Source organism: Burkholderia sp. MSMB1826 (assembly GCF_001526325.1).
In the GTDB taxonomy this organism is placed as follows: Bacteria; Pseudomonadota; Gammaproteobacteria; order Burkholderiales; family Burkholderiaceae; genus Burkholderia.
On record NZ_LOYN01000003.1, the window covers coordinates 69,030 to 93,057 of the forward strand.

Below are 24,028 nucleotides of genomic sequence, written 5' to 3' on the forward strand. Positions count from 1 at the left end.
CGCCTTCGTCACGCCGTCACGTCGCGCAGCGCGGCGTCCCAGTCGCGCGCGAAGCGTTCGATGCCGAATCGCTCGCAGGCGTCGCGCCTCGCCGCCGCGCCCCACTCGCGCGCCAGTTCCTGATCGCGAATCAGCATCCGCATCGCGTCGATCAGCAAGGCCGGCCGCGTGTCGGCCACGCCGTTGCTGCCGGTCTTCACGAGTTGCGCCATCTCGGTCGTCGCGAGCGCGACGATCGGCAGCCCGATCATCATCGCCTCGATCACCGCGAGCCCGAGGCTCGTGTACCGGATCGGATTGAAGAAGAACCGGTAGTGCGACAGGAATTGCGGCAGCGCCGGATTCGGCACTTCGCCGATCCCGCCGAGTTCGGTCGAGCCCATCCCGACCAGATCGATCGGCACGCTATGCCGCACGACCTCGAACAGGTCCGCGCCGAGGCGTCGGCCGCGCCGCGCGAGGTTGTTCACGACGGCGACGCCCTTCGGCAGCGTGCCGTGATACTCGACGCCTTCCGGCAGCAGCACGCCGTGCTCGATCACGCGCGTCGGCGTCACGCCGTTGTCCCACATCAGCGCGTTGAACGGCGTCACGTGCACCAGCAACACGTTCGGGTCCTGCACCGGATGCAGCGTGTCGGTCGGATGCTCGCGCGGCGGATCGTGCTCGACGAACAGCGTCGGCAGCGCGCGCTGCGCGTCGCTCAGCAGCCGCAGGCGGTCGTTCCGGTAATGATTCACGTGCTGGTACAGCACGCAGTCGAATGCGGTGTCGCGCACGCACTCGGCCGGCACCTCGTGCACGTTGTCGCCCCACGGCAGGTGCCCGACGCGGCCCGCATAGCCGGGCGGATGCTGCGGCTTCGTCACGATGTAGAAATCGTGCGGCGCCTGCGACAGGTAATACAGGTAGTTGCCATGCACGTGCCAGGTCAGCACGCGCAATCGCTTACGTGACATGACGTCTCTCCTCGGCGAGCAGCTCGCCCGCGCGATCGATCACTTCGCCGACGCCGATCGCCGTCGCGCACTCGTGCCCGTACGGGCACGTATCGAACATGCACGGCCGGCACGCCGGGTAGTTCGCGAGCACGCGATGACGTTCGGCGTCGAGCGGCGCCCAGCGGGCCGTATCGCTGCCGCATGCGACGACGATGCTCGGCGTGCCGAGCGCCGCCGCGACGTGCGACACGCCCGTGTCGTTGCACAGCAGCAGCCGCGCGCGGGCGATCAGCGCGGCCAGCGCGCCGAGCGGCGTGCGGCCGCACAGGTTCACGCACGGCCGCCCGAGGTGCTCGGCGAACGCGCTCGCGAGCGCCAGTTCCGCGCGCGTGCCGGTCAGCACGATCTGCCAACCGTCGTCGGCGAGCTGCCGCGCGGCGAGCGCGAAGCGTTCGACCGGCCAGCGCCGCGACGCCATCCGCGCGCCGGGATGGACGATCACGTAGCGGCCGGGATCGAGCGCGTGTTCGTCGCAGAGCACGTGCCACAGCGCGTAGTCGAGCCCGCCGAGCGGGAATTCGAGGTAGTCGCCCCAGTCCGCGTAACCGAGCTTGCGCGTGAGCGCCAGATAGCGCGCCACTTCCGGTTCGCCGTCGCGCCACACGACCGTGCAGTCGAGCGCGGTCGTGCCGCCGTCGGCCGGCACGAAGCCGGCCGTGCGCGTCGCGCCGAGCGACGCGACGATCGCATTCGTGTGCGCGCCGCTGCCGTGCAGCTGGATCGCGAGGTCGAAGTCGCGCGAGCGGCATTCGGCGATGAACGCCTCGCGCGTGGCCGCGTCGGGTTCGGGCTGTTCGCCGAGCCCCGCCGCGCCGGGGAAGGCGATGAAACCGTCGATGTAGTCCGAAAAGCGCGACGCGAACTCGCGCGCCCACGGCAGGCCGATCAACGTGATGCGCGCATCCGGTTCGCCGCGCCGCAGCGCACGCAGCGCGGGCACCGCGCACAGCATGTCGCCGAGCTGCAGCGCGCGGAACACTGCGATCCGCTTCGGGCCGCTCGGGCCGCCGGAATCGACGCTGGGGTCGAGTTTCATAAAAACAGCACCCTGAAGTGAAGCGCGCCGCGCATGCGCCAGTACAGCGACACGGGCGGAATCGCGATGGACGTGACGATCATTTCGGCCACGTGCGACGCCGTGAGCTGCGTGCCGCGCAACCGTTTCGCGCAGAACGCCGCGGTAATCGCGGCCCACACCGCCGCGCACACGATGGCGGGCGCCGGCCAGCCGGCGGCGAAAAATCCGAGCGCACCGAGCGCGGCCAGCACGGCCGCGTAGTAATGCCACGGCGGCATCGGCCGGATATGACGCCGGTAAGTCGTGCGATGCTTCTTGTACAGCAGCGCATCGAAATACACCTTCGACTGCGCGCCGATGCTCGATCCCCAGCGCGCGGGACGCACCGGGTGCACGATGCGCGCGGCGTCGGCCTCGACGATCGGCCCCGCATGCTCGCGCAGCGCGAACATCAGGTCGGCGTCCTCGCGCCACGCGCGCGTGAAGCGTTCGTCGAAGCCGCCGACGCGTTCGAGCGCCGCGCGTCGCACGAAGCAGTTCGCGGTCGCGAATTCCGCATGCGCGAGCCCCGCCGCATCGCGTTCGTAGTCGGTCGGGCACGGCCGCAGCGGCACGTCGATCCGGCCGGCCGCGGCCGCCGCCGACGGCTCGGCCAGCAGCGCGGCCGCGCCGTGGCGCAGCCAGGTCGGATCGGGAATCGTGTCGTCGTCGGTGAACGCGATCAGCGCGCCGCACGCGCTGCGCCAGCCGACGTTGCGCGCGCCGGCCGGGCCCTGCGTGTCGGGTGCGGTCATGTAGCGGATCGCCGGCACGTCGGTCACGCGCGTGCGGCACGCATCGACGACGGCGCGCGCACTGCCGGCCGGATCGTCGTCCACGACGACGATCTCGTAGGTGGTGGGATCGAACACCTGCACGCACAGCGCGTCGAGGCAGCGTGCGAGCAGGTCGGGCCGCCGGTAGGTGGGCACGACGACCGACACGACCGGCGGCAGTTGCGTGTCGCGCGCGTTCATCTTGGCTTCTCCAGCAGGAACGGCCCGATCACGAGCGCGTCGAGCGGCGACGTCCAGAAGCATTCGATCGCGTCGCGCGGCGAGCACACGATCGGTTCGCCGCGCGTGTTGAACGACGTGTTGACGAGCACCGGCACGCCGGTGAGCGCGTCGAACTCGGTCAGCAGCGCATGCAGCAGCGGGTGCTGCGTTTCGTCGACGGTCTGCACGCGCGCGGTGCCGTCGATGTGGCGCACCGCCGGAATCCTCTCGGCGCGCTCGGGCACGACGTCGTACACGAACAGCATGAACGGCGCGCGCAGCGGCGTACGCCGGCCGCCGCTGAACCAGTGATGCGCACGGTCTTCGAGCACGACCGGCGCGACCGGCCGGAAATCCTCGCGATCCTTGATCCGGTTCAGCTTGCGCTGCATGTCCGGGTCGATCGGCGACGCGAGGATCGACCGTGCGCCGAGCGCGCGCGGGCCGAATTCCATGCGCCCCTGGAACCAGCCGATCACGCGATTCGCCGCGAGCAGCGCGGCCGTCTGCGCGGCGACGTCGGCGAGCCGCCGGTACGGCAGCTGCGCTTCCTTCAGGAACGCCTCGATCGCATCGTCGTCGTAAGCCGGCCCGAGATACGCGTGATCCATCCGCCAGCCGCCGCGCTCGCCGCGCATCCGGAAGTCGGTCCACAGCGCGGCGCCGAGCGCCGTGCCCGCGTCGCCGGCGGCCGGCTGCACCCACACGTCGTCGAACGGGCCGCGATCGCGAATCTTCGCGTTCATCACGCAGTTCAGCGCGACGCCGCCCGCCATCGCGAGCTGCCGCTCGCCGGTTTCGGCGGCCAGCCAGTCGACCGCCTGCAGCGTCGTCTCTTCGAGCACCAGTTGCAACGCGTGCGCGATGTCGCAGTGATGCGGCTCGATCGGACCGCCGCGTTCGCGCGGCGGGCCGAATTGCGCGGCCAGATCGCCATCGACCACGTCGTAGCGCCCTGCGTCGCGATACCGCACGAGCTTGCGCATCTCGTCGGCGAACACCGGCTTGCCGTACGACGCGAGCGCCATCACCTTGTATTCGTCGGACGAGTGCAGGAAGCCGAGATAGCGGGTCACGCGCTCGTACAGCAGCCCGAGCGAATGCGGCAGGTTGACCTGCCCGAGCCGCCGATACGTGCGGCCGTCGAACACGCCGTAGCTGGTCGTCGCGCGCTCGCCGCGCCCGTCCATCGTCATCACCGCGCAGCGCTCGAACGGCGCCGCGAGAAACGCGCTCGCCTCGTGCGCGAGATGGTGCTCGATGAAATGCCAGCGGAACGGCCCGTCGTGCGTGACGCCGCGAAAGCGCCGCTGCAGATGATGCGGCGCGCCGCCCGCGAGCTGGCGCGGCGCGTTGACGATCGACGACAGGAACAGCGGATGCCACGGCGACGCGCCGTCGGCGCGCGGCGCATGCGCGGACGGCGACAGCGGCAAGGTCAGCGCCGGCTCCGTGCCTTCGCGGTCGAGTTCGAGCCACGGGTCGTACGAATACGCGACGTGGTCCACGTCGGCGAGCGTGATGCCGGCTTCCGCGAGGCAGTAGTCGATCGCGTGGAAGGGCAGCTCCCAGGTCGAGAACGGCACCGGGCGCTTCGCGTGCTTCACGTGCGTGAAGCGTTCGTCCTCGGCCGCCGCGATCACGACGCCGTCGCGCACGATGCACGCGGCGCTGTCGTGGAAAGCGGCGTTGATGCCGAGCGTATGGATCGGGTCAGGCATGCGTCAGTTCCTCGTGATGACGTGCGCGAACGGCAGCACGTTCGATGCGTGCGCCGCGACCGGCTCGCCGCCGTGCGCGGCAGCCCGCGCGGCAGCGCGTTGCGCATGGCGCGCGCGGCCGTGCAGCAACGCGTGCACGGCGGCGACCACATCGTCGACGCTCACGCCGCGCAGGCACGGATGGCCGGGCTGATTGCAGACGCTGCGGTAGCAGTTGCGGCACGGCACGTCGACGTTCAGCACACGGTGCGGCACACGCCACGGCGTGTGCTGCGGATTGGTCAGCGCGTACAGGTCGACCACCGGCGTGCCGAGCGCGGCCGCGAGATGCACGGGGCCGCTGTTGTTCGACAGCAGCAGATCGGCCGTCTCGATCAGCGCGCCGAGTTCGCCGAGCGGCAGCACGCCGGCGAGCGGCACCGCGCGCGGCCCGGCGCGTTCGCACACTGCGTCGATCAGCTCGCGTTCGCCCGCGCTGCCCGTCACCGCGATGCCGTCGAACAGCGGCGCGACCGCGGCGGCGGCTTCGCCGAAACGCTCGGCCGGCCAGCGCCGCGACGCCGCGCTCGCGCCCGGATGGACGACCAGCCAGCGCGCGCGCCGCGCGTCCGGCCCGCGTGCGCCGCCGATGCGTTGCAACGCGGCCTGCAAACGCGCGTGCAGCGCACGCCGCGCCGCGTCGCCCGGGTCGAACGCCATCCGCCAGTCCGACGTCGTCGCGCCGACGGTGCGCACCAGCGCGAGCTGACGCGCGACCTCGTGGCGCACGTGCGATTCCGGCTCGGTTTCGGGCACGCGGTCGGTCAGCAGTTCGTACGGGTTCTCGCGACAATGCGCGAGCCGCAGCGGAATGCCGGCGAGCCAACACATCATCGCGGCGGGCAACGGATTCTGGCTGTAGACGGTGAAGATCACGGCCGCGTCGAAGCGGGCCGCCAGCAGCCGGTCGATCATGTCGAGATCGGCCACCGGGTCGCCGCGCACGTCGGGATGCTTGACCCACGGCGCGTCGTAGCGCCACACGTCGTCGACCATCGGCAGATGCGTGGCGAGCGCGGCGCCCGTGCGCGACGTCAGCAGCGTCAGCCGGCGGTCGGCGCCGCTTTCCTTCAGCGCGCGCAGCGCGGGCGTCGTCATCAGCACGTCGCCCATGCTGTCGAGCCGCACGCACAGGATGCGGCGGGCGCGGCTCCAGGCCATGTTCATCGCCGCACTCCCGAGCCGTGCCGGCGCACGGCTTCGCGCACGACGATGTCGGCGGCCAGGTCGATGCGGTCGACGACGTGGAGCGGCGTGCGCGCGGCGTTGACGCGCCACTCGGTCTCGTGACCGCAGTCGACCAGGATCGTGCCGCAGCGCGCGGCGCGGCCTGCCTCGACGTCGTCGAGGATGTCGCCGATCATCCAGCTCCATTCGGGCACGGCGCCGAGCGCCGCCAGCGCGCGCCGCAGCATGCCGGGGCGCGGCTTGCGGCAGATGCAGTCACAGGTGTAGCGCGGCACGCTGCCCCGCGGGTGATGCGGGCAGTAAAAAAAATCCGCCAGCGTCGCACCGTTCGCTTCGAACAGTTCGGCGAGACGCTGGCGGACCGCGCCAAGCTCGTTTTCGGTAAAGCGGCCGAGCGCGACGCCCGACTGGTTCGACACGACCGCCAGCGGCATGCCGGTCGCGCCGAGCGTGCGCAGCGCGCGTGCCGCGCCAGGCGCGAGGCGCATCCGGGCGGGATCGACGTTGTACGGCACGTCGTCGAGCAGCGTGCCGTCCTTGTCGAGCAGCACCGCGCCGGGCAGCCGCCGTTCGCGCTTCAGGGCCATGACGTCTCCTTCATCGGCAGCACCATCAGTTCCGGCACGACCGTGCCCGGCGGCTGGGTCAGCACGAAACGCACGGCGGCCGCGACGTGCTCCGGCGGCTGCAGCGTGTCCTCGTCGATGTCCGGAAAACGGTCGAGCAGGAACGGCGTGCGCATCCCGCCCGCGACGATCGCCGACACGCGCACCCCGCTCGGCCGCAGTTCGGCATGCAGCGCGTGCGACAGGCCGAGCAACCCCCACTTCGTCGCGTGATACGCGGACGCGTTCGGCCACGCCCGCTTCGACGCGGTCGACGCGATGTTGACGATATGCCCGTCGCCGCGCGCCTTCATCATCGGCACGGCCGCGTGACACATCAGGTACGGGCCGAACAGGTTCGTCATCAGCACCTGCTGCCATGCTTCGACGCTCACGTCGTCGATCGGCGCGGTCACGTCGATCGCCGCGTTGTTGACGATCACGTCGAGGTCGCCGAGCGACTCGCGCGCATCGTGCACGACCTGCAGCACCGACGCTTCGTCGCGCACGTCGAGCGGCCGGCCCACCGCCTGCCCGCCGTGCCGTTCGAGCCGCTGCGCCACGGCCGCCGCGCGATCGCCGTCGAGATCGGCGACCACCACGTGCGCGCCATGGCGCGCAAGCTCTTCGCAAATGGCTTCGCCGAGACCGCGGCCGCCCCCGGTCACGAGGGCGGTCCGGCCGGCGAGCGGCGGTCTGGCTGGATCGTGAGTCGCGTTCACCTGCACCTCCTGTCGATGTCGGAAAGCAATCCGGCTGACGGCGACGCTTGTCGCGACAACCGTCCGTGGATGAGGTACAGCGAAAACCGTGCCGGCCTGCGCGCGCCCGCGCCGCATCGGGCCGTGCCGCGCGCGCGCTGGCTTTTTTATAACCGGCTGTAAAAACGGGTCCCGGGCGGCCGCGCCTGGGCGGCCTCCTCAGATCGCCAGCCCGTCGGGCGTCGCCTGCGCACGGTGCTTCGCGAGCGCGCGCAGGCAGTGCGCGATGCAGCCCGCGAACGCCTCGTCGAACCACGGCTGCGCGCCCGACACGCCGACCACGATGCCGCCGAGCGCGACGCCGCCCCACAGGTTCGTGTCGCCGGCGCGCAGCCGGTACGGCTCGAGCGCCTGCACGACGTGGCCGTCGCGGCCCGTTTCCCATGACAGCCGCGCCTTGGCCCGCGCATACGCGCGATAGTCGGCGTCCCAGTCCTTCGGGTCGGGCAGCGAAAATTCATACAGGATCGCGTCCTCGAACGCCGCGTCGTGCGGCCCGAGCGCCGGGTCCATGATCACGATGTGCAGGCAGCCGCTGTCGCCGACGAAGTCGCTCTGCAGCGCGGCGGCCAGGCTCGGCAGCAGCAGCTCGACGGCCGCCACCGCGGCCTGGCGGTCGGCGAACGCACTACCGCCGCGACGCGCGTTCAGGGCTTCGGGTGTCGTCGGATTCAGAAGGTTCGGCATGGATTTCTCCGGAGGAAAACGCGAGCGCACGCAACGCCGCGATCAGGTCGGCCGCTACCGCGGGCTTGGTCAGGTACGCATGGAAACCGGCTTCGACCGCGCGCGTGCGATCGCGATCGCGCGCATGGCCGGACAATGCCAGCGCCTCGAGCGGCGCGCGGCCGTCGCGATCGCGCGCGGCGTCGAGCTGACGCACGCGCGACATCACCGTATAGCCGTCCTCCTCGTCGTCGCCGAGGTCGATGTCGCAGACGAGCAGCGCCGGCCAGTCGGCCCGGCGCGCGCGCCACAGGTCGTCCAGCAACGCCTGGCCCGACGCATACGCGTGCACGTCGGCGCCGGCCACCTGCAGCAGTGCGGTGAGCGCGTCGCGCGCCTCGTCGTGGTCGTCCACGCACGCGATGCGCAGGCCGTCGAGCGGCCTGGCCGTCGCCGCCACGCCGGCGTCCGCGTTCGGCACGGCGCCGCCCGGCTGCATCGACGCCGGCGCCACCGCGCACATCGGCAGCGACAGGTGCAGCGTCACGCCGACATCGTCGCGTTCGCGCACGACGTAGCCGCCGGCCTCCTCGATCGTGTCCTGCAATCGTTCGAGATCGATCAGCGACAGTTCGGTGGCATCGACGCCCGCGCACGCGATCGTGATCCGCGCTTCCGGATCGTGGCGCGCCGTGCGCACCTCGAGTTGCCCGCCGCTGCTCGCGTCGATCGCGCCGCGGCACAGTTCCCACACGAAGCGCCGCAGCGCGGCCGGATCGGCCTTGACGACGAGATCCTCGTCGGACATGTGGCGGAACACCGGCACGCCGCGCTGCGCGGCCGCCTCCGCCAGCGCATCGAGCACCTGCGACACGAGCGGGTTGATCCGCACCGGCTGCCGCGCGAACTTCGCCTCCGTGCGTTCCAGTTCGCGCTGCTTCGCCTGCAGCGACCACATCTGCGCATACACGCCGCCGCTTTCGAGCAGCTCGTCGTGGGTGCCGTGCTCGACGAGCCGGCCATGCTCCATCACGAGGATGCGGTCGGCATCGACGATCGTCGACAGACGGTGCGCGATGATGAGGCTCGTGCGATGCTGCGCGACACGCATCAACTCCTGCTGGATTGCGCGCTCCGAGCGCGTGTCGAGCGCCGACGTCGCCTCGTCGAACACGACGATCGGCGGCGCCTTCAGCAACGCGCGCGCGATCGCGACACGTTGCCGCTCGCCGCCCGACAGCCGCACGCCGCGCTCGCCGACGCGCGTGTCGTACGCGTCGGGCAGCCGCTCGATGAACGCGTCGAGCTGCGCGCCGCGCGCGGCCGCGATCACTTCGCCGCGGGTCGCGTCGCGCTTGCCGTATGCGATGTTGTACGCGAGCGTGTCGTTGAACAGGATGGTGTCCTGCGGGACGATGCCGAGCGCGTCGCGCAGGCTGCGCTCGGTGACGAGCCGCAAGTCCTGGCCGTCGATCCGGATCGTGCCCGCGTCGGGCTGATACAGCCGGAACAGCAGCCGCGCGAGCGTCGACTTGCCCGAGCCGCTGCCGCCGACCACGGCGATCGTCAGCCCGGGCTCGATGCGGAACGACACGTCGAACAGGATCTGCCGGCTCGGCTCGTAGCCGAAGTCGACATGCTCGAACTCGATCGCGCCGCCGCGCACGACGAGCGGCTGCGCACCGGGCGCATCGCCATCCTCGCCGGGCTTGCCGCGCGCATCGAGCAGCCCGAACAGCCGCTCGACGTTCGTCATCGCATCGTTCGCCTCGCGAAACACGAAGCCGAGCGCGTTCAGCGGCAGGCTGATCTGGATGATGTATGCGTTGATCAGCACGAGATCGCCGATCGTCATCGCGCCGCGCGCGACCTGCTGCCCGGCGAGCAGCATCACGGCCGCGATCCCCGCGCCGATGCACGCGCTCTGCCCGATATGCAGCGTCGACAGCGCGTACTGGTTGTCGACGCCGGCTTCGCGCCACGCGTCGAGCACGCGATCGAGCCGGTCGCGCTCGACGTCCTCGCGCGCGAAGTACTTGACCGTATCGACGTTCAGCAGGCTGTCGACCACCCGCGAATTCGACTCGGCCTCGAGCGCGTTCACCCGCCGCTGGTAACGCATGCGGCGGCGCGTGAACACGACCGTATAGGCCGCGTAGACGGCGAACGTGACGAGAATGATCGCCGTAAAGCCGCCGCCGTACTTGCCGATCACGATCACGAGCACCGAGCCGATCTCGATGGCCGTCGGCACGATCGTGAACACGGCGACGCCGAGCAGGTAGCCGATGCCGGCCGTGCCTTTCTCGAGGTCGCGCACGACGGCGCCCGTCTCGCGCTGCGCATGAAAGCGCGCGCCCAGCCGGTGCAGGTGACCGAACGTGCGCACGGTAAACGACGCGACCGTATGCTGCGTGACCTGCACGAAGGTCATGTCGCGCACTTCGTTCAGCGCATTCGACGCGAAGCGCACGACCGCGTACGCGAACAGCAGCAGCACCGGCCACGCCAGCGGCTGGCCGGCCACGCGGCCGAAACCGTCGACGATGTCCTTGAGCAGCAGCGGCACCGACACGGCCGCCGCTTTCGCGAGCACCAGCAGCCCGATCGCTGCGAGCACGCGCGCGCGGTAACGCCAGATCGCGCGCCACAGTTCGCCCGCGATCCGCAGCCGCAAGCCGCGCGCGTCGCCGCGCGCGCGGGGTGCGGGGGCATCATGGTGCCTGGTCGGCGTGTCGTCGATTCCGGTCGTCATGCACGCGTTGCCCGCGATCGGGGTCGAGCCGTTTCACCCACGGCCGTCAGTGGCGCGATTCACGCTCGCGGCCGGGCACGACGGTGCCGGGCTCGGGGTCGCGCGCGGCAGGCTGGGTCGGCGTGACGGTCCGCTGATCCGGATGCAGCACCATGCCCGTATCGTGTTCGCCGTCGCGACGCACGCGCACGCGATTCTCGACGTCGCGCACGCCCATGCAGCCGTCGGCCAGATCCTCGATGTCGTGCCTCATCCAGCGTGCCGGCACCGTGCCGTCCAGCTCGACGCGCCCCTCCTTCACCTGCACGGTCACATCGCTCACGTCGATCTCGAGCGCGTGCGCGAGCCGCTCGCACACGTCCTCGCGAATCCGCTCGTCCGAGCGCGTATAGCCTTTCGGCCCGCGGCGATGGCGCAGCGCATCGCGTTCGGCTTCGCTGCCGAACCGCGACAGGTCCGGGGCGCGGCCGCCGTATCGCGGGTCGCCGCGAGGGTCGCCAACGTCGCGCTCGCCGCCGTACCAGCCCATCCGGTGCTGACCGCGGAATTCCCGGCGTTCGTCGCCGTACCGGCCTTCGCGGCCCTCCGCGCGACGACCCGTCCCGCCGTAGCCGCGCTCGGGGTCCCGCGCCGGCTGGCGCGCGCCGCCCGGCCAGTCCGGGCCGGCGCCGCCGCGCCGCTGGTCGGCCGGGCGCGCGGCGCGCTCGGTCCATTCGCTGCCCCAGTCTTCCGGGCCCACGTCCTCGCTCGCGAAGCGGCGGTAGGCCGATTCATCGTCTTCTTCCGGCCATCGCGCCGGGTCGTCCGGGATGCCGCGCTCGCCGGCGCCCCGGTACGCGCGTTCGTTGCGCTCCTGCCAGTCGGGCGGGCCGCCACGCGCGCCATGCCGTCCGGGATATCGTCGTTGCATCGTGTCTCTCCTTGATCGCGCCTGCGCCGCGCATGGCCCCATGCCGCGTCGCGGCGCGCATCGGTCGGGTCAATGCAAATCGCGTGCCGGGGCCGTTGCCGGGCCGCGACGGTTGGGCGCCGCAGCGCCGGGAAGCCGTCCGCGCCCCAATCTGCAACGCGATTGCAGTTTTTGCGCGCCGGGTGTCACGGCGCGCCGCCGGGGCCGCCCCCGTCGTCCGGTTCGTCCGTGCGACCGGGCTCGCTCAGCCGCTCGGTGCGGTCCGGCTCGATGTCGGCACCCTCCTCGAGCGTCGAGTCGCCGTCCGCCGACGCGCGCTCGCCGGTGCCCGCGCGGTCGGTATCGCTGTCGAGCGAGGCGTCGCCGCGTTCGAGCGCGTGATCGTCGAGCGGCGAATCGACGTCGAACGGATGGCGCCGCGCGCCCGCCGTGTCGCTGCCGCTGTCGGACGAGTCGCTCGGGCCGAGCGCACGGCCGTCGCGACCGCGGCTGGCGTTGTCGTCGTCCGGGCCGGCCGGTTCGTTGTCGGGATTCAGTGTGCTGTTCATGTCGATCTCCTTGCCTGGCTTGCCTGCCGTGCAGCCGGCCGGACGGCCGCGGCACGGCAGGGGGACCGAACCGTCGTGCAATCGGCATGCCGCGCCGGCCGTCGTCGGACGCGCCGGCGCGAATCCGGCTCGCGGTGCGGTGGACGGCACGGCCGATGCGCACCCATTGATCAGCCGAATCGAGTTCCCTTATTCTTTCGGACGTGCCAATCCGGTTCGCGTAGCCGCCCCCGGCGTGTCCGGCGGCGGGCGGACGGTATTCGGCCGCCCGCATTTTGGACCTGCCGCCCACCGATGACGAACGACGACGCCGACCTTCACCCGCCTCTGCCGCCTGGCTCGCACGACGCGCGGGACCTGCTGCACCGCTTCGCCGAATTCCGGTTCCAGACCGTGGTGGAGGCGATCACCGATTACGCGGTGTTCATGCTCGACCCGCAGGGCAACGTCGCGACCTGGAACGCCGGCGCGCAGCGCATCAAGGGTTACCGCGCCGCCGAGATCGTCGGCCGGCACTTCTCGCAGTTCTATCCGTCCGACGCGATCGCGGCCGGCCGGCCGGCGCACGGGCTCGCGCTGGCCGCCGCGCACGGCCACTTCGCGGACGAAGGGTGGCGCGTGCGCAAGGACGGCACGCAGTTCTGGGCGAGCGTGACGATCACGCCGGTGCGCGACGCGACGCACCAGCTGTGCGGCTTCATCAAGATCACGCGCGACATGACCGAGCGCAAGCGGCTCGAGGAACTCGAAGCATCGACGCACCGGCTCAGCGTGTTCATCGCGATGCTCGCGCACGAGCTGCGCAATCATCTCGCGCCGCTGCGCAATTCGGTCGGCGTGCTGCAGACCCTGCCCGATCCTGCACCCGAGCTCGCGCGATGCCGCGACGCCGTGCACCGTCAGGTGGGGCAACTGACGCGGCTCGTCGACGATCTGCTCGACGTCGGGCGCATCACGGCCGGCAAGGTCGAACTCGACGATCGCCCCGTCACCGTGCGCGACATCGTGTGCCGCGGCGTCGAGAGCATCCAGCCGAAACTGGCCGCGCGCGGGCAGTGGATCCGTGTCGACCTGCCCGACGATTCCGTGGTGCTGCACGGCGACGACGCACGGCTCGTCCAGGTGCTGCACAACCTGCTCGACAACGCATCGAAATTCTCGCCGCACGGCGGCCGGATCGACGTCGGCGCGCGTATCGACGGATCGTCGGTGGCGATCGACGTCGTCGATCACGGCGTGGGCATCGCACCCGGCGCGCTCGAAACGATCTTCGACCTGTTCCAGCAGGAAGGTGCGTCGGGCCGCTCTCCGTCCGGCGGGTTCGGGCTCGGTCTCGCGATCTGCCGGTCGTTCGTCGAGCTGCACGGCGGGCGAATCGTCGCGGCAAGCGACGGGCCCGGCCACGGCGCGACGTTTACGGTCTGGCTGCCGATCGTGCAAACGGCGCGCAACGAACGCAACGAGCGCGCCGAACCGCGCACGCCCGCCGCGCCCGCTCAGCCGGCCGTCGTGCCGCTGCGCGTCGTCATCGTCGACGACAACCGCGACTCGGCCGATACGCTCGCGGTGCTGCTGCAACTGAAAGGCCATGCGCCGCGCGTCGCGTACAACGCGGCCGACGCGCTGGCCCTCGCGCGCGACTATGCGCCGCAGTTGATGCTGCTCGACCTGACGATGCCGGACGTCGACGGCTTCGCGCTGCTGGAGGAACTGCGCGCGATCGATGCGCTGCGCGACACGATCTGTGTCGCGCTGTCCGGCCATGCACGCGCGTCGGATCTCGCGCGCACCGAACGCGCGGGCTTCGACGACCATCTCGTGAAGCCCGTCGAGATGGCCGTGCTCGATGCGTTGCTTCAGCGCGTCGCGCGCGACGTTCAGGGCACGCCGTAAGCGCCCGTGCTCAGGCCATCGCGCGGCACATCGCCGCGCAGGCCTCGCATGCGAGCGCGCAGCGGCGGCAATGTTCGTGCGCATGCCGCGAACACTCGGCCGCACACAGGTCGCACGCGTGCGCGCACAGCCCGCAAATGCGCGGGGCAAACGCGCTGCGGCGCGCCATCGCGCCCGACGCGAAGCGGCACAGCTGCGCGCATTCGATGTCGAGCGCGATGCAGCCGGCCAGCGCGTGCACGTCGCGCTCCGCGAGGCACGCGGCCGCACAGGTGTCGCACGCGTGCGCGCAGGCGTCGCACGCGGCCATGCAGTTGTCGTATCGATCCGTCATTGCAGTGCTCCCGGTTGAGGTTGGTGTCGTCACGGCGCCAGCTTCACCTTCATCCAGCCCGGTTCGCGCACGTCGAACGCGCGGTACGCGTCGATCGCGTTCGTCAGCGGCTCGCGGCGCGTGAGCACCGACAGCGGATCGAACGCGCCGCTGCGCACGAGCTCGACGAGCGGCGGCGTCACCGTCCGGTGATTGCAGTTGCCCATCTTGATCGTCAGGTTGCGGTTCATCGCCTCGCCGATCGGAAACACGCGAGCCGCCGGCGGATACACGCCGATCACCGCGACCGTGCCGGCCTTCGCGACCGCGCGCACCGCCCATTGCAGCACCTGCGACGGCCCGTCGCCCGGCACCCAGTTGCGGCCGTCCGGCTTGCGGTGCGGCGCGATCGCGTCGACTTCCGCATCGAACGCGCGCGCAGCCTCGCGATCGGCCGCCGCCGGCCCGTGCGTCGCGCGCATCGCGTCGACGCCCACCGCGTCGATCACGCGGTCGACGCCGATCCCGCCCGTCAGCCGCAGCACCGTATCGACCGGATCGTCCTCGGAAAAATCGACGATCTCGGCGCCCTGCGCGCACGCCATCTCGAGCCGCGACGCAATGCGGTCGATCGCGATCACGCGCCCGGCGGCCATCAGCTTCGCGCTCGCGATCGCGAACTGGCCGACCGGCCCCGCGCCGAACACGGCGACCGTGTCGCCCGGTTTCACTTCCGCGAGCTGCGCGCCGAAATAGCCGGTCGGGAAAATGTCCGACATCAGGATCGCGCGATCGTCGTCGATCGCGTCGGGCAGCCGGATCAGGCTCGCGTGCGCAAGCGGCGTGCGCGCGTATTCGGCTTGCAGCCCGTCGAACGGGCCCGTATCGGCCGGCCCGCCGAAGAACGCGGTGCCTGCCCGCGGCCCGCCCGGGTTCGCGGCGTCGCATTGCGCGGTGTAGCCCGCGCGACAGTAGGCGCAACTGCCGCACGCGATCGTCGACGGAATCAGCACGCGATCGCCGCGCCGCAGGTTGCGCACGTCGCGCCCGACCGCCTCGACGATGCCGACGCCTTCGTGGCCGAGAATCGTGCCCGGCTTCATGCCGCCGAGCGTGCCGCGCACCATGTGCAGATCGGTGCCGCAGATCGCGCTGGCGGTCAGGCGCACGACCGCGTCGGTCGCCTCGGAGACTTCCGGATCGGGCACCGTGTCGATGCGAATGTCGCCGATGCCGTGAAATACGACTGCTTTCATGTCTGGCCCTCCTTGTCGAAAGCGGAAACGGTGAATGTGACCGTCGAGCCGATCGAGCAAGGCATGCTCCTGTGCAGCGCGCGTGCGGCGCGCCGCGATGCACGGACAGGAAGCGCTTCGTTTTCGAGGAGCGGGGTCGGGCCGGCGTGTCGGTCGGTCGACGGGTCGCTGTCGCTGCTACACCGTCAGGCGCGTTCGAGATCGCTTCGACGAGCGTCGGTTCGGCGCCGATCGACGGTGTCGCGTCGGCTGCGTCGTCGCCCGGCGGCGCGCGGCGCGTCGATATCGGAACAGGACAACACGTCGCGCGTGGCTGATACGATCGACGCACCGCGTTCGCGCACGACGGAGGGCCCCGACCGATGCAAGCCACCGACACTTTCATGGATCACGAAATTCGCGTCGACGCGACGCGCAACGCGAACGGCGCGTGGGTCGCGCAGGTGCGGATCTTCCGCGACGGCGCGCCGGTCGATCTGCCCGCGCCCGAACTCGTCACGCCCGAATGGCTCACGTGCGACGAAGCGCTGCGCGGCGGCATCGACCAGGGGCGCGTGATGATCAGGACGCGCGACCGGTAACGACGCCCGGAACATCCGCGCGTCGCGATGCGCGGCGCGAACCCGGTTTCGAAACATGCACGGACGTCGGGGTTCGTCGCGCCTCCATCGACGGTTCGGCCGGTGCCGTCATGCCGCCGTCACGCGGCGGCCATCTGCCGCTCGAGCGCCGCTTCGGCCTTCAGGTTGTCGAGATCGCGGCCGATCGTCACGACCGCGAGCCGCGTGTTGCCGCGCCAGTAACCGATCGAGCAATCGTGCGCGCCGAGGTCGCCGTCGATCTCCACGCGATCCCATTGCTCCGCATGGCCGACATAGCGGATCGTCAGGTCGTACTGCTGACTCCAGAAAAACGGCGCCGCGTCGAACGGCCGCTGCTGGCCGAGCATGTTGCGCGCCGCGATGCCGCCCTGCCGCTCGGCGACGACCCAGTGCTCGACGCGAATCCGCTCGCCCGTCAGCGGATCGGGCCAGCGCGCGATGTCGCCGGCCGCGTAGATGTCGGGCGCGCTCGTCCGAAGGAAGCGGTCGACCGTCACGCCGCGTTCGACGGCGAGCCCCGCGTCCTGCGCGAGCCCGACGTTCGGATGCACGCCGATGCCGACCACGACGACGTCGGCCGGCAGCACGTCGCCGTTCGACAGCGTCACGCTGTCCGGCCCGATCCGCGCGGGCGTCGCGCCGAGATGAAACACGACGCCGTGCGCCTCGTGCAGCGCCTTGATCGTGTCGCCGAGCGCATCGCCGAGCACGCGGCCCATCGGATGCGCATCCGGCGCGACGACGTGCACGTCGAGCCCGCGCGTGCGCAGCGCGGCGGCCGCTTCGAGCCCGATGAAGCTCGCGCCGACCACCACGCAACGGCGCGCCGTTTCCAGCTTGCCGATCAGCGCATCGCAATCGGCGCGCGAGCGCAGCAAGCACACGTGCGGCAGATCGGCGCCGGGCACGTTCAATCGGTTCGGCTCGGCGCCGGTGGCGAGCAGCAGCGCACCGTATTCGACACGGCCGCCGTCGGCCAGCTCGACCGCCCGCTGCGCGGGATCGATGCGCACGACCCGCGTGTTGCAGCGCACGTCGATCCGCTGCTCCGCATAGAACGACGGCGCACGCAGCGGCAGCCAGTCGGCCTGCGCGGTGCCCGCGAGGTAATCCTTCGACAGGTTCGGCCGGTCGTACGGCGGATCGGCATCGGCGCTCAGCAGCGTGATCGAATGCGGATAGCCTTCCTGCCGCAGCGTCACCGCGGCCGCGATCGCAGCGGCGCCGCCGCCGACGATCACGACCGACGCGGGCAGCCCGGCTGCCTTCGGCGCAGCCGGTACGGCGGCCGGCCGCGCATCGAGTACGACGGCGCGACCGTCGCGCCGCTCGACGCGCCAGCACGGCAGCCCGTCGAGCGCCGGCGCGCGCTCCATCTCGCCGGTGCGCAGGCAGAACGCTGCGTGATGCCACGGGCAGCGAATCGTGTCGCCGACCAGCAGGCCCTGGACCAGCGGGCCGCCGTAGTGCGGGCATTGCGCGCCCACCGCGAACAGTTCGTCGGCGCGGCGCACGAGCAGCACCGCCGCGTCGCCGACATGGCCCTCGATCATCGCGCCGTCGGCGAGATCGTCGAGGGCGATCCCTTGCGTGAGATCGGGTGAGGACGCAGCATCGCTTCCAGTCATGACGTGACTCCCGGAAAGTCAGGTAACGATTCCATTATCGACATCCGTCCTGGAAAGAACAGGCACAGACGCCCCGCAGCGCACGCAAATGCCGACCGTAGCCTGGACGCGATCCATGGCCGGCGTAGCACGCGATCGACGTTGCGGCGCAACACGGCGGCCGCTCCGCGAGCGGCCGTCGCAAGCCGCGTGCCGACGCGCGCCCGCCCTCCGAGCACCGGCGCGCAGCCGTACCGGCCGCGATGACGGCGCACCACGCGGCGGTGCGTTCAGCCGACGCAGGCTGCGGCGAGCTTGCCGACGACGACGACCGCGTGCTCGATCTCCGGCGACCAGGGGCTGCTGTAGTTCAGCCGGATGAAATTCCGGTAGCTGTCCGCAATCGAGAACATGTAGCCCGGCCCGATCGTGATCCCCTGCTCCAGCGCGAGCTGATACAACCGCATCGCATCGACCTGCGCGGGCAGTTCGACCCACAGCACGTAGCCGCCCGCCGGGCTCGACATGCGCGTGCCCTCCGGAAAGAACCGCGACACCATCGCGCGCATCAGGTTCGCCTGCTGCGCATACGCCTTGCGCAAGCGCCGCAGGTGATGCTCGTAGCCGTCGCGCTCGAGAAACTCCGCGATCGCGAGCTGCGGCAACGACGGCGTCGCGAGCGTATTCAGGAATTTGAGTTTTTCGACCTGTTCGCGATAGCGCCCCGGCAGCGCCCAGCCGATCCGGTACGCGGCCGTCAGGCTCTTCGAGAACGACGAACAATGCAGCACGATCCCGCTACGGTCGTACGACTTCAGCGAACTCGGATGCGTGTCGCCGAAATACAGTTCGTTGTACACACCGTTCTCGATGATCGGCATTCCGGCCTTGGTTGCGAACTCAACCAGTTCGCGCTTGCGCTCGTCCGGCATCTGGAAGCCCAGCGGATTCTGGAAGTTCGGTATCACCATGCACGCGGCGATCGGCTGCGATTTCGCGATCGCGGCCAGCGCCGCGATGTCGATCCCGTATTCCGGATGCGTGGCCACTTCGATCGCCTTCATCCCCATCCGCTCGATCGCGTGCAGCATCGCGTAGAACGTCGGCGACTCCACCGCGATCGTGTCGCCCGGCTTCGCGACCGCCTGCAGGCACAGGTTGATCGCCTCCGTCGCACCGACCGTCACGATGATCTCGTTCGGATCCACCGACATCCCGTTTTCCAGGTAGCGGCGCGCGATCTGCCGGATCAGCCGCGGGTGGCCCGGCGGCAATCCGTCGGTCACGCCCCACAGCGATTTGTCGCGGCCGGCCGCGTACGCGTAGCGATTCAGCTTCTCGAACGGAAACAGGCTCGGGTCCGGATACGGCGAGCCGAGCGGCACCGCGTCGTCCGTGCCGATCGAGCGCAGCGTCGACAGCACGAGCCGGCTCACGTCGACCGACGACGAGATCGCGATCGGCTTCGACGGTCGCAGCTCGCGAACCGGCGCATGGCTGTCGTCGCGCCGCAGGTTCACGAAATAGCCCGACTGCGGCCGGCTTTCGAGCAGCCCGCGGCTCTCCAGCAGCAGATACGCGTGCAGCACGGTCGTGATGCTGATCCGGTGCTGCTGGCTCGCCTGCCGCACCGACGGCACACGATCGCCGTGTCGATATACCCCTTGCCGAATGAGTCGCTCTACGTCGTTTGCAAATTTCTCGTAGAGCTTCATCCGCCTCGCCCCGCCAGCGATGAACCGGCCTGCCCCGCACGAGCGGTACGGCCACGCCGACGCATGAAGCCGGATAGCCGTCGCCGGGCGCGGGTGTCCCGGTGCGGACCTCGTCCGTTACCGAAATTGAAGGCGGATAGCAATGCGAATCTCATCAAGACAAGGTTCGGCATCCTACTGCGTCATTTCGGCGAATGTAAGTGACAGTTTGGCGAGGAAACCGCAAATCCGGCCGGTGTGGTGAACAGATGCGAACGCGACGGCGCGGCCGCGCCGCGGCCGTTCGCCGCGCACGTCATGTCATGAAGTACCGCGGGTGCCGAAGGCGCCGGCGGTAATGCGAGGCCCGGCCACGCGCGGGCTCGCTCGCGCTCACGCGTCGTCGACGTTGTCCGCGTAGTGGTCGATCGCGACCTTGCACTCGTCGAACACCGCCGTCAGCAGCGCGACGTCGTTCGACTCGATCCACTTGCGGATCTGCAGGAACTGGCCGGTGCCGAGATCGGCGATGCGGTCCGGATCGTCGGTCGTCACGTCGACGACCGCGATCGCGCGGTTGCCGGGCAGCGGCGACAGCGTCGCCGCGATGTCGAAGCGCCGGTACGATTGATCGATACGCATGCCATGCCCCCGAATCGGTTCGAAAGGAACGCGCTCAATCGAGCGCCTGGCGAAAGACCTTGCCGCCGAATCCCGTCACGACGTTGTCGACCGAGAACGGCGTGTCCTCCTTCGCTTCGAGAATGACCGCGACGCTGCCGGGCACGAGCCGCGCCGCGACCGTCTCGACGAACGCACCGTCGAGCAGCGCTTTGCCGGCCGCGTGCGCGAGCATGCCGGCGCCCGCGCCGGCCGCCATGCCGGTCGCCACGCCGAGCGGCCCGGCGAGCAGGCCGAGCAACCCGCCCGCGATCGCGCCGATCACGCCGCCCTTGAACGGCCGCGATTCGGCGTCGAGTACCGCGAGCTTGCCGTTCGCGTCCTTCTCGACGACGACGCCGTTCTCGATGTGGAATCCTTCGTTCTTCTCCGACAGCGCGTCGAAATCGTTCGCGGCCTGCCGAGCCGTGTCGACGCCGCCGAACACGGCGACGATCAGTTGCCTGGTCATGCGACACCTCGTGTGGTGGGATGAAGGTAGGGCCGCCGCACCTCGCGCGGCGCGCCGGGGTTCGCTCCGCATGCCGCCCGCGCGTTACTTGCGGGCATGCACGTCGTCCTCGACATCGTCGACGTCCGCCGGAAAGCGGTGCTGCCCGAAACTCAGGATCAGCACGCCCACCGCGAGCAGCACGATTCCGAAGGTCGTCATCAGCATCCGCTCGGGACTGTCGGTCGCGCCGCGCAGGATCAGGTCGCGCGCGAGCGACGTCATCGCGATGAACAGCGGAAACCGCACCGGCAGCCGGCCGAGCCGCAGATAGCGCAGGTCCATCGCGAGCACTTCCAGATACAGGAACATCAGCAGCAGGTCGGTCAGCGACACTTCGCCCGCGAGCACGACCTTCCACGCTTCCTGCGTCATCGCGAACGCGGTCGCCAGCCCGATCACGACCAGCCCGGCCAGCTCGGCCGCGTGCAGGAAATGACCGAAGCGGCGGCGAATGCGCTCGGCGGTCGTATCGGCGGATGCAGTGGACGTATTCAACGCGTTGACCGGTGCAGTGTCGTAGAGGGTGCGATCGATGCCGCGTCGCCGCGGCGGGTGGTGTCGGGTAACGGAAAGCCTGCGACGGGCGAACCGGAAACCGTTGCGCACGCATCGGCTGCGCTCGCGCCGGTCGCCTGCGCGACCGCGGACAGCGTCCGCCGGCAACACGCGTAAAACGCGACGCCGGCATCGGTGCACACGACATCGTCGCCCGCGCGATCCAGCAGCAACCGGCAGCCGAGATAGCGTTCGAGGCCATCGAGCCGCGCATCGACCTGCGCGATGTCGAGCTTCAGATCGGACGCCGCGCCGCGCAGCCCGCCGTGCTCGACGATTGCACCGAAAATACGCATCGCTTCCAAAAGGTTCATCATGATGGCCGTCGTCGGGCGGAGCGGAACCTAATCTACTGCACGCGACACGCACGCTCAAGAGCACAGCGCCGCGGGCGTCAGGAGTACAGCTGCGCCGCCGCCGCACAAAACCCGGCCCGGTTTGATCCATTCGAATGACAGATCGTCGATACGTGTTCCAAAGACCCGCCGAAGCTGCTAGATTGCATGCTCGACGACGTTACGCGGTGCGGCAGTTCACGCGCCGGGCGAACGCGCGGCGCCACCGTCCGCCTTCCCTTCGCGCCGGGGGGCGGCCGCCGCCGCTGCGGCCCGTTGCGCGATGCCCGCGCAACGTCCTTCATCCGCATGTCACACAGAGCACAGAGAACCGTCGCATGACACAGTTCAACCGTTCGCCTTCGCGCGCCGCGGCTGCCGCGGCCCGTCCGTCCCGACCCGACTGACCGGCAGGCCGCGATGCAGACGCCCCCTCCCCCGATCTCCCAGGCCGTTCACAGCACGATCACGCGCAGCGCGATCTTTCTCGTGGCGACGATCAATCCCGGCGCCGATCACGCCGACACGATCCGTTCGTGGTGCGGCGACATCGCCGCGCTCGTGCGCTCGGTCGGCAAGCGCGTACCGGGCGGCAACCTCACGTGCGTATGCGGCTTCGGCTCCGATGCATGGGATGCGCTGTTCGGCGAGCCGCGTCCGGCGTCGCTGCATCCGTTCCGCGAATTCGGCGCCGGCCAGCGCGTCGCGGTCGCGACGCCCGGCGACATCCTGCTGCACATCCGCGCCGAAGCGATGGACCTGTGCTTCGAGCTCGCGACGCAACTGCTCGGCGCGCTCGGCGACGCGGTCACGGTCGTCGACGAAGTGCACGGCTTCCGCAATTTCGACCAGCGCGCGATGATCGGCTTCGTCGACGGCACCGAGAATCCGGAAGGCCGCGCAGCGGTCGACTTCACGGTGATCGGCGACGAGGATGCCGAATTCGCGGGCGGCAGCTACGTGCTCGTGCAGAAGTACCTGCACGACATGGCCGGCTGGAACGCGCTCGCGGTCGAGACGCAGGAGCGCATCATCGGCCGCACCAAGCTGTCCGACATCGAGCTCGCGCCGGACGTGAAGCCGTCGTGCTCGCACAGCTCGCTGACCACGCTCGACGAGGGCGGCCGGGAAGTGAAGATCCTGCGCGACAACATGCCGTTCGGGCGCCCGGGCGCCGGCGAATTCGGCACCTATTTCATCGGCTATGCGCGCTCGCCGGCGCCGATCGAGCAGATGCTCGAGAACATGTTCGTCGGTCGTCCGCCCGGCAACTACGACCGCCTGCTCGACTACAGCCGCGCGGTCACCGGCTCGCTGTTCTTCGTGCCGTCGGCCGACCTGCTCGAAGCGCTCGCCGATCGCGCGGCGCCGGCCGCCGGCGCCGCCCAACCGGAATCCGCGCCGTCCGCGCCGCAGCGCGACGGCTCGCTGAACATCGGCTCGCTGAAAGGAATCCCGACCTATGAATAACCTGCACCGCGAACTCGCCCCGATCTCGTCCGCCGCCTGGGAACAAATCGAGGAGGAAGTGGCGCGCACCTTCAAACGCTCGGTGGCCGGCCGCCGCGTCGTCGACGTCGACGGCCCCGCGGGGCCCGAGCTGTCGGCCGTCGGCACCGGGCACCTGCTCGACGTCGCCGCGCCGCGCGAGCACGTGAACGCGCGGCTGCGCGAGGTGCGCACGATCGTCGAGCTGACGGTGCCGTTCGAGTTGAGCCGCGACGCGATCGACAGCGTCGAGCGCGGCGCGCGCGACGCCGACTGGCAGCCGGCGAAGGAAGCCGCGCAGCGGCTCGCGTTCGCCGAAGACAACGCGATTTTCGACGGCTACCGCGCGGCCGGCATCGTCGGCATCCGCGAAGGCACGTCGAACCGCCGGCTCACGCTGCCGGCGGACGTGAGCGCGTACCCGGATGCGATCAGCGACGCGCTGGAGGCGCTGCGCCTCGCCGGCGTCGACGGCCCGTACTCGGTCGTGCTCGGGTCGGACGCGTACACCGCGCTCAGCGAAGCGCGCGACCAGGGCTATCCGGTCCTTGGCCATATCAAACGCATCGTCAGCGGCGAGATCATCTGGGCGCCGGCGATCAGCGGCGGCTGCGTGCTGTCCACGCGCGGCGGCGATTACGAGCTGCACCTCGGGGAAGACGTGTCGATCGGCTACACGAGCCACACCGACAAGGGCGTCCGCCTGTACCTGCGCGAAACGTTCACGTTCCTGATGCTGACGAGCGAGGCATCGGTGGCCGTGGCGCCGCAGGACGGCGCGGCCACCTGAGCGCGGTTGCCGGCGCGCGATGCCCGCCCGGGCGTCGCGCGCGACAGCCGCGCTGCCGGCCGCAGGTTCGTC

At 70.4% G+C, this 24,028-nt stretch carries 24 protein-coding genes; 5 read left to right on the top strand and 19 right to left on the bottom strand.

Going from position 1 to position 24,028, the window contains the following annotated elements:
- Nucleotides 1-8: 8 nt before the first annotated feature.
- Genes WS95_RS00330 through WS95_RS00360 form a run of 7 tightly spaced genes read right to left on the bottom strand, consistent with a single transcriptional unit; the run spans nucleotide 9 to nucleotide 7,331 of the window.
- On the bottom strand, nucleotides 9-959 hold the full coding sequence (locus tag WS95_RS00330; RefSeq protein ID WP_059821657.1) for a glycosyltransferase family 4 protein: 951 nt from the start codon (nucleotides 957-959) through the stop codon (nucleotides 9-11).
- Nucleotides 949-2,037, bottom strand: coding sequence for a glycosyltransferase family 9 protein (locus WS95_RS00335; protein WP_059821659.1), 1,089 nt, complete (start codon nucleotides 2,035-2,037; stop codon nucleotides 949-951). The genes WS95_RS00330 and WS95_RS00335 overlap by 11 nt, the downstream gene beginning before the upstream one ends.
- Nucleotides 2,034-3,035, bottom strand: a complete 1,002-nt coding sequence (locus WS95_RS00340) for a glycosyltransferase family 2 protein (RefSeq protein ID WP_059821660.1) — start codon at nucleotides 3,033-3,035, stop codon at nucleotides 2,034-2,036. The genes WS95_RS00335 and WS95_RS00340 overlap by 4 nt, the downstream gene beginning before the upstream one ends.
- Nucleotides 3,032-4,777, bottom strand: a complete 1,746-nt coding sequence (locus tag WS95_RS00345) for a carbamoyltransferase family protein (protein ID WP_059779985.1) — start codon at nucleotides 4,775-4,777, stop codon at nucleotides 3,032-3,034. The genes WS95_RS00340 and WS95_RS00345 overlap by 4 nt, the downstream gene beginning before the upstream one ends.
- 3 nt (nucleotides 4,778-4,780) lie before the next feature.
- Complete coding sequence (locus tag WS95_RS00350; RefSeq protein ID WP_059821662.1) at nucleotides 4,781-5,983, bottom strand: glycosyltransferase family 9 protein; 1,203 nt, start codon at nucleotides 5,981-5,983, stop codon at nucleotides 4,781-4,783.
- Nucleotides 5,980-6,591 carry a D-glycero-alpha-D-manno-heptose-1,7-bisphosphate 7-phosphatase gene (locus WS95_RS00355; RefSeq protein WP_034209276.1) on the bottom strand — a complete coding sequence of 204 codons (612 nt, stop codon included), beginning with the start codon at nucleotides 6,589-6,591 and terminating at the stop codon, nucleotides 5,980-5,982. Before WS95_RS00355 ends, WS95_RS00350 begins: the two co-directional genes overlap by 4 nt.
- Entirely contained in the window at nucleotides 6,582-7,331 is a 750-nt protein-coding gene (locus WS95_RS00360; RefSeq protein WP_059821768.1) for an SDR family oxidoreductase, read from the bottom strand. The genes WS95_RS00355 and WS95_RS00360 overlap by 10 nt, the downstream gene beginning before the upstream one ends.
- Between WS95_RS00360 and WS95_RS35250 the strand changes: the two genes are divergently transcribed.
- Entirely contained in the window at nucleotides 7,221-7,493 is a 273-nt protein-coding gene (locus WS95_RS35250) for a hypothetical protein (protein ID WP_162499611.1), read from the top strand. The two genes, WS95_RS00360 and WS95_RS35250, sit on opposite strands and share 111 nt — an antisense overlap.
- Nucleotides 7,494-7,529: 36 nt before the next feature.
- On the opposite strand, the gene WS95_RS00365 is transcribed toward WS95_RS35250, so the two are convergent.
- From WS95_RS00365 to WS95_RS00380, 4 genes are all read right to left on the bottom strand, one after another.
- On the bottom strand, nucleotides 7,530-8,057 hold the full coding sequence (locus WS95_RS00365; RefSeq protein WP_034185503.1) for a hypothetical protein: 528 nt from the start codon (nucleotides 8,055-8,057) through the stop codon (nucleotides 7,530-7,532).
- The gene (locus WS95_RS00370; protein ID WP_059821663.1) at nucleotides 7,999-10,791 is read right to left on the bottom strand and encodes an ABC transporter transmembrane domain-containing protein; all 2,793 of its coding nucleotides are present in this window, start codon (nucleotides 10,789-10,791) and stop codon (nucleotides 7,999-8,001) included. The genes WS95_RS00365 and WS95_RS00370 overlap by 59 nt, the downstream gene beginning before the upstream one ends.
- A gap of 46 nt (nucleotides 10,792-10,837) precedes the next feature.
- Entirely contained in the window at nucleotides 10,838-11,701 is an 864-nt protein-coding gene (locus tag WS95_RS00375; protein WP_059821665.1) for a BON domain-containing protein, read from the bottom strand.
- Between the two features lie 185 nt (nucleotides 11,702-11,886).
- The gene (locus WS95_RS00380; protein WP_059821667.1) at nucleotides 11,887-12,249 is read right to left on the bottom strand and encodes a hypothetical protein; all 363 of its coding nucleotides are present in this window, start codon (nucleotides 12,247-12,249) and stop codon (nucleotides 11,887-11,889) included.
- A 294-nt stretch (nucleotides 12,250-12,543) separates the two neighbouring features.
- Here WS95_RS00380 and WS95_RS00385 point away from each other — a divergent pair, with 294 nt between their 5' ends.
- Complete coding sequence (locus WS95_RS00385) at nucleotides 12,544-14,142, top strand: PAS domain-containing hybrid sensor histidine kinase/response regulator (protein WP_059821668.1); 1,599 nt, start codon at nucleotides 12,544-12,546, stop codon at nucleotides 14,140-14,142.
- A gap of 10 nt (nucleotides 14,143-14,152) precedes the next feature.
- Here WS95_RS00385 and WS95_RS00390 read toward each other — a convergent pair whose 3' ends face one another.
- Together WS95_RS00390 and WS95_RS00395 are read right to left on the bottom strand one after the other, a co-directional pair.
- On the bottom strand, nucleotides 14,153-14,476 hold the full coding sequence (locus WS95_RS00390; RefSeq protein ID WP_034209281.1) for a four-helix bundle copper-binding protein: 324 nt from the start codon (nucleotides 14,474-14,476) through the stop codon (nucleotides 14,153-14,155).
- Nucleotides 14,477-14,505: 29 nt separating this feature from the next.
- Entirely contained in the window at nucleotides 14,506-15,711 is a 1,206-nt protein-coding gene (locus WS95_RS00395) for a zinc-dependent alcohol dehydrogenase (RefSeq protein ID WP_059821670.1), read from the bottom strand.
- Between the two features lie 362 nt (nucleotides 15,712-16,073).
- Between WS95_RS00395 and WS95_RS00400 the strand changes: the two genes are divergently transcribed.
- Complete coding sequence (locus tag WS95_RS00400; protein WP_034209283.1) at nucleotides 16,074-16,292, top strand: DUF6566 family protein; 219 nt, start codon at nucleotides 16,074-16,076, stop codon at nucleotides 16,290-16,292.
- A 119-nt stretch (nucleotides 16,293-16,411) separates the two neighbouring features.
- Here the strand turns inward: WS95_RS00400 and WS95_RS00405 are convergent, their stop codons facing one another.
- The 6 genes from WS95_RS00405 to WS95_RS00430 form a co-directional block, all read right to left on the bottom strand.
- Nucleotides 16,412-17,941, bottom strand: coding sequence for an FAD-dependent oxidoreductase (locus WS95_RS00405; protein ID WP_059821672.1), 1,530 nt, complete (start codon nucleotides 17,939-17,941; stop codon nucleotides 16,412-16,414).
- A gap of 269 nt (nucleotides 17,942-18,210) precedes the next feature.
- Nucleotides 18,211-19,635, bottom strand: a complete 1,425-nt coding sequence (locus WS95_RS00410; RefSeq protein WP_059821674.1) for an aminotransferase-like domain-containing protein — start codon at nucleotides 19,633-19,635, stop codon at nucleotides 18,211-18,213.
- A gap of 372 nt (nucleotides 19,636-20,007) precedes the next feature.
- Entirely contained in the window at nucleotides 20,008-20,256 is a 249-nt protein-coding gene (locus WS95_RS00415; protein ID WP_059502908.1) for a hypothetical protein, read from the bottom strand.
- Nucleotides 20,257-20,290: 34 nt separating this feature from the next.
- The gene (locus WS95_RS00420; RefSeq protein WP_059821676.1) at nucleotides 20,291-20,746 is read right to left on the bottom strand and encodes a DUF1269 domain-containing protein; all 456 of its coding nucleotides are present in this window, start codon (nucleotides 20,744-20,746) and stop codon (nucleotides 20,291-20,293) included.
- An 84-nt stretch (nucleotides 20,747-20,830) separates the two neighbouring features.
- Nucleotides 20,831-21,283, bottom strand: coding sequence for a phosphate-starvation-inducible protein PsiE (locus tag WS95_RS00425; RefSeq protein WP_034209288.1), 453 nt, complete (start codon nucleotides 21,281-21,283; stop codon nucleotides 20,831-20,833).
- Nucleotides 21,280-21,657: a LysR family transcriptional regulator gene (locus tag WS95_RS00430; RefSeq protein WP_059821770.1), complete on the bottom strand. Its 378-nt coding sequence runs from the start codon at nucleotides 21,655-21,657 to the stop codon at nucleotides 21,280-21,282. The genes WS95_RS00425 and WS95_RS00430 overlap by 4 nt, the downstream gene beginning before the upstream one ends.
- A gap of 441 nt (nucleotides 21,658-22,098) precedes the next feature.
- Here WS95_RS00430 and WS95_RS00435 point away from each other — a divergent pair, with 441 nt between their 5' ends.
- Together WS95_RS00435 and WS95_RS00440 are read left to right on the top strand one after the other, a co-directional pair.
- Nucleotides 22,099-23,148: a Dyp-type peroxidase gene (locus tag WS95_RS00435; RefSeq protein ID WP_059785173.1), complete on the top strand. Its 1,050-nt coding sequence runs from the start codon at nucleotides 22,099-22,101 to the stop codon at nucleotides 23,146-23,148.
- Complete coding sequence (locus WS95_RS00440; protein ID WP_059821677.1) at nucleotides 23,141-23,956, top strand: family 1 encapsulin nanocompartment shell protein; 816 nt, start codon at nucleotides 23,141-23,143, stop codon at nucleotides 23,954-23,956. Before WS95_RS00435 ends, WS95_RS00440 begins: the two co-directional genes overlap by 8 nt.
- Nucleotides 23,957-24,028: the final 72 nt, after the last annotated feature.

What these genes read in the sequence shown, in the direction of transcription:
- WS95_RS00330 (WP_059821657.1), bottom strand. Translation starts at nt 959, where the DNA reads ATGTCACGTAAGCGATTGCGCGTGCTGACCTGGCACGTGCATGGCAAC.
- WS95_RS00335 (WP_059821659.1), bottom strand. Translation starts at nt 2,037, where the DNA reads ATGAAACTCGACCCCAGCGTCGATTCCGGCGGCCCGAGCGGCCCGAAG.
- WS95_RS00340 (WP_059821660.1), bottom strand. Translation starts at nt 3,035, where the DNA reads ATGAACGCGCGCGACACGCAACTGCCGCCGGTCGTGTCGGTCGTCGTG.
- WS95_RS00345 (WP_059779985.1), bottom strand. Translation starts at nt 4,777, where the DNA reads ATGCCTGACCCGATCCATACGCTCGGCATCAACGCCGCTTTCCACGAC.
- WS95_RS00350 (WP_059821662.1), bottom strand. Translation starts at nt 5,983, where the DNA reads ATGAACATGGCCTGGAGCCGCGCCCGCCGCATCCTGTGCGTGCGGCTC.
- WS95_RS00355 (WP_034209276.1), bottom strand. Translation starts at nt 6,591, where the DNA reads ATGGCCCTGAAGCGCGAACGGCGGCTGCCCGGCGCGGTGCTGCTCGAC.
- WS95_RS35250 (WP_162499611.1), top strand. Translation starts at nt 7,221, where the DNA reads ATGGCGCGCAAGCTCTTCGCAAATGGCTTCGCCGAGACCGCGGCCGCC.
- WS95_RS00365 (WP_034185503.1), bottom strand. Translation starts at nt 8,057, where the DNA reads ATGCCGAACCTTCTGAATCCGACGACACCCGAAGCCCTGAACGCGCGT.
- WS95_RS00370 (WP_059821663.1), bottom strand. Translation starts at nt 10,791, where the DNA reads ATGACGACCGGAATCGACGACACGCCGACCAGGCACCATGATGCCCCC.
- WS95_RS00375 (WP_059821665.1), bottom strand. Translation starts at nt 11,701, where the DNA reads ATGCAACGACGATATCCCGGACGGCATGGCGCGCGTGGCGGCCCGCCC.
- WS95_RS00380 (WP_059821667.1), bottom strand. Translation starts at nt 12,249, where the DNA reads ATGAACAGCACACTGAATCCCGACAACGAACCGGCCGGCCCGGACGAC.
- WS95_RS00385 (WP_059821668.1), top strand. Translation starts at nt 12,544, where the DNA reads ATGACGAACGACGACGCCGACCTTCACCCGCCTCTGCCGCCTGGCTCG.
- WS95_RS00390 (WP_034209281.1), bottom strand. Translation starts at nt 14,476, where the DNA reads ATGACGGATCGATACGACAACTGCATGGCCGCGTGCGACGCCTGCGCG.
- WS95_RS00395 (WP_059821670.1), bottom strand. Translation starts at nt 15,711, where the DNA reads ATGAAAGCAGTCGTATTTCACGGCATCGGCGACATTCGCATCGACACG.
- WS95_RS00400 (WP_034209283.1), top strand. Translation starts at nt 16,074, where the DNA reads ATGCAAGCCACCGACACTTTCATGGATCACGAAATTCGCGTCGACGCG.
- WS95_RS00405 (WP_059821672.1), bottom strand. Translation starts at nt 17,941, where the DNA reads ATGACTGGAAGCGATGCTGCGTCCTCACCCGATCTCACGCAAGGGATC.
- WS95_RS00410 (WP_059821674.1), bottom strand. Translation starts at nt 19,635, where the DNA reads ATGAAGCTCTACGAGAAATTTGCAAACGACGTAGAGCGACTCATTCGG.
- WS95_RS00415 (WP_059502908.1), bottom strand. Translation starts at nt 20,256, where the DNA reads ATGCGTATCGATCAATCGTACCGGCGCTTCGACATCGCGGCGACGCTG.
- WS95_RS00420 (WP_059821676.1), bottom strand. Translation starts at nt 20,746, where the DNA reads ATGACCAGGCAACTGATCGTCGCCGTGTTCGGCGGCGTCGACACGGCT.
- WS95_RS00430 (WP_059821770.1), bottom strand. Translation starts at nt 21,657, where the DNA reads ATGAACCTTTTGGAAGCGATGCGTATTTTCGGTGCAATCGTCGAGCAC.
- WS95_RS00435 (WP_059785173.1), top strand. Translation starts at nt 22,099, where the DNA reads ATGCAGACGCCCCCTCCCCCGATCTCCCAGGCCGTTCACAGCACGATC.
- WS95_RS00440 (WP_059821677.1), top strand. Translation starts at nt 23,141, where the DNA reads ATGAATAACCTGCACCGCGAACTCGCCCCGATCTCGTCCGCCGCCTGG.